The organism is Actinomycetospora sp. (assembly GCF_055612215.1).
The window spans coordinates 1-3051 of record NZ_JBVPVA010000788.1 but is presented as its reverse complement, the minus strand read 5'-3'; the positions used below and the strand labels follow the sequence as shown (position 1 = coordinate 3051).

At 74.7% G+C, this 3051-nt stretch carries 3 protein-coding genes and 1 pseudogene; 3 read left to right on the top strand and 1 reads right to left on the bottom strand.

What is annotated here, in order from left to right; all coding sequences use genetic code 11:
* Positions 1-951: M17 family peptidase N-terminal domain-containing protein (locus tag AC0CYZ_RS21585; protein ID WP_472219098.1), on the bottom strand; the 951-nt coding region annotated here is incomplete at its 3' end.
* Positions 952-1057: 106 nt separating this feature from the next.
* Here AC0CYZ_RS21585 and gcvT point away from each other — a divergent pair.
* The 3 genes and pseudogenes from gcvT to AC0CYZ_RS21570 all read left to right on the top strand — a co-directional run.
* The gene (gene gcvT, locus AC0CYZ_RS21580; protein WP_472219096.1) at positions 1058-2215 is read left to right on the top strand and encodes a glycine cleavage system aminomethyltransferase GcvT; all 1158 of its coding nucleotides are present in this window, start codon (positions 1058-1060) and stop codon (positions 2213-2215) included.
* 7 nt (positions 2216-2222) lie between these two features.
* Positions 2223-2717 carry a cupin domain-containing protein gene (locus tag AC0CYZ_RS21575; protein WP_472219094.1) on the top strand — a complete coding sequence of 165 codons (495 nt, stop codon included), beginning with the start codon at positions 2223-2225 and terminating at the stop codon, positions 2715-2717.
* 119 nt (positions 2718-2836) lie between these two features.
* Positions 2837-3051, top strand: a pseudogene (locus tag AC0CYZ_RS21570) (MFS transporter); the annotation flags it as partial.

Here is a 3051-nt window from a genome sequence, read left to right as displayed (position 1 = left end):
GGCGACGACGCACGCGGCCCCGGACATGTCCGAGGTCATGTGGTCCATGTTCGCGGCCGGCTTGATCGAGATCCCGCCGGTGTCGAACGTGATGCCCTTGCCGACCAGCGCGACCGACTTCGTCGCCTCGGGGTGGTTGTGGCGCAGCCGGACCAGCCGCGGCGGGCGGGACGAGCCGGTGCCGACCCCGAGGATCCCCCCGTAGCCGGCCGCCGCGAGCTCGGACTCGTCGAGCACCTCGACCTCGACCCCGACCGCCTCGGCCATCTCGACCGCGCGGCGGGCGAACTCGGCCGGGTAGAGGTCGTTCGGCGGGGTGTTGATCAGGTCGCGCGCCGAGCACACCGCGCGCGCCCGCATCGCGGCATCGGCCAGCGTGGCGTACTCCCGCTCGGGCGCGCCGCCGCTGCCCCCCGGCGCGCCGAGGAAGGTCACGGTCCGCAGGGGCTCATCGTCGGTGGCGCTGCGGTAGTCGGTGAAGGTGTAGGCGCCCAGGACGGTGCCCTCGACGGCGGCCGCGAGGTCGAGCTCGGAGAGCGTGGAGCCGATCCGGGTCGCGGACTTCGGGAAGGCGCGGGCGGCGGCCCCCGCGGCGCGCCGCACCTGCTCGGCGAGGTCGGGAGCGCCGGCGGTGCCGTCGGCACCCCGGGTGTCCGGATCGGGGCCCAGCCCGACGGCCAGCACCAGCGGCGCCGTGACCGCACCGCGGGTCGGCAGCTTGACGACCTCCTCCGCGGTCCCGGCGGCGCCGGCGAGCGCGAGCAGCGACGCGAGCTCGCCGTCGAACGCCGCGTCGAGCCCTCCCGCGCCGACCAGGACCGGCGACCCGGGGGTGACCGTCTCCTCGGCGTCGGCCTCCGAGACCTCCGGCCGGGTCCCGATGACGAGGACGTCGACCTCGGCCGAGGTGGCGGCCTCGAAGCTGAGCCGGAGGTCGGGCGGGGTGCTCACGGGGCGTGCCTCCATCGCTGGGCTGGTGCGCGGGAGCCTCCCGACGCTGTGATCGGCATGCTAGGACGCCCCCCGGACAGTCTGCGTGCCGTACGGTCCCTGACCCGTGAGCGACCCGGGATCGACGCCGCTGCGACACAGCCCCCTGCACGCCCGCCACGAGGCGCTCGGCGCCACCTTCGCGCCGTTCGGCGGGTGGGAGATGCCCGTTCAGTACGCGGGCGACGCGGGCTCGGGCAAGGGCGGGGTGGTCGCAGAGCACACCGCCACCCGCGAGGCCGCCGGGCTCTTCGACGTCAGCCACCTGGGCAAGGTCCGCATCAGCGGGACGGGCGCGGCGGCCTTCGTCGACCGCTGCCTGACCAACGACCTCACCCGGATCGTGCCCGGCAAGGCCCAGTACACGCTGTGCTGCGCCGAGGACGGCGGCGTCGTCGACGACCTGATCCTCTACCTCGTCGGCGACGAGGAGGTCTTCGCCGTACCCAACGCGGCCAACTCGGCCGGCGTCGGAAAGCTCCTGTCCGCGGCCGCGCCCGACGGGATCACCGTGACCGACGAGCACGACGCGCACGTCGTGCTCGCCGTGCAGGGTCCCGCGTCGGCCCGCGTGCTCACCGAGGCCGGCGTCCTCCCCGGCGCCGACGACCTCGGCGACACCGACCTCGACTACATGGCCTTCCTCGACGTCGACTGGGACGGCCAGGCCATCCGGCTCTGCCGCACGGGCTACACCGGCGAGCACGGCTACGAGCTGATCGCGCCGGCCGAGGGTGCCGAGGTGCTGTGGGACGCGCTCGCCGCGGTCGTCGCGGAGGTCGGCGGCCGCCCGGCCGGGCTCGGCGCCCGCGACACGCTGCGCACCGAGGCGGGACTGCCGCTGCACGGCCAGGACCTCGGCCCGGAGATCACCCCCAACCAGGCGCGGTGCGGGTTCGCCGTCGGGTGGAAGAAGGCTGAGTTCTGGGGCCGCGAGGCCCTGCTCGCCGAGCGCGAGGCCGGGCCGCGGCGCCGCGCCTGGGGGTTGCGCGCCACCGGCCGGGGCATCCCGCGCCCGCACATGCCGGTGACCTACGGCGGCTCGGCGGTGGGGGAGACGACGTCGGGCACCTTCTCGCCGACGCTGAAGACCGGGATCGCGCTCGCGCTGCTCGACACCGCCGCCGGACTGTCCGAGGGTGACGTCGTGGCGATCGACGTGCGGGGGCGCCCGCTGGAGTGCGAGGTCGTGAGCCCGCCGTTCGTGCCCTCCCACGTGAGGTGAGTCGTCCATGAGCTTCCCGACCGAGGCCGTGCCCGCCTCCGAGCCCGGCGTCTACCGGTTCCGCGACCGGGCCGAGCAGGCCGGACCCGCGGTCTTCACCGCGCCCGGCGACGTCGTCGGGGGCGGGTTCGGGCTCTTCGAGAGCGCCGCGACCCCCGGGCGGATCGGCGCCGTGCCGCACTACCACCAGGGGTTCTCGGAGTCGTTCTGGGTGATCTCCGGGCGGCTCGCGGTGATGAGCGGCACGGACTGGGCGGTGCTGGGCAGCGGCGACTTCGCGCACGTCCCGGTGAACGGGGTGCACGCCTTCCGGGCGGTCGGCGACGAGGTCGCCCGCTTCCTCATCCTCTTCGTGCCCGGGGCGCCCCGCGAGGAGTACTTCCGCCGCCTCGCCGAGCTCCTGGGGCGCGGCGCGAGCGCGGCGGAGATCGACGCGATGGCCCTCGAGTGCGACCAGGTCAACCTCCGCGACTGGCGCAGCGACCCGGTCCCGGAGGCCTGAGGCGCCCCGCTTGGCGCACTGTTGCGGAGATCATGCGTCGATCTTTACTTAGCTTGGTACAACTAGATGCGGGGCCCCGGAGTGCGGGGCCGCACGCGTGTGCCAGGGAGGTCGAGGTCGTGGCTGCCGGTTCCTCGCACGGGGCGGAGGCGAGTCCGTTCCGCCAGCCGAAGGCGGTCTGGGCGGTCGCCTTCGCCTGCGTCATCTCGTTCATGGGGATCGGGCTGGTCGACCCGATCCTGCCCGCGCTCGCCCAGCAGCTCTCCGCGACGCCCGCGCAGGTGTCGCTGCTGTTCACCAGCTACCTGCTCATCACCGCGGTCGCGATGCTGGT

Bases quoted from the DNA above. Each gene is read 5' to 3' on its own strand.
- AC0CYZ_RS21575 (WP_472219094.1), top strand. From the start codon at position 2,223: ATGAGCTTCCCGACCGAGGCCGTGCCCGCCTCCGAGCCCGGCGTCTAC.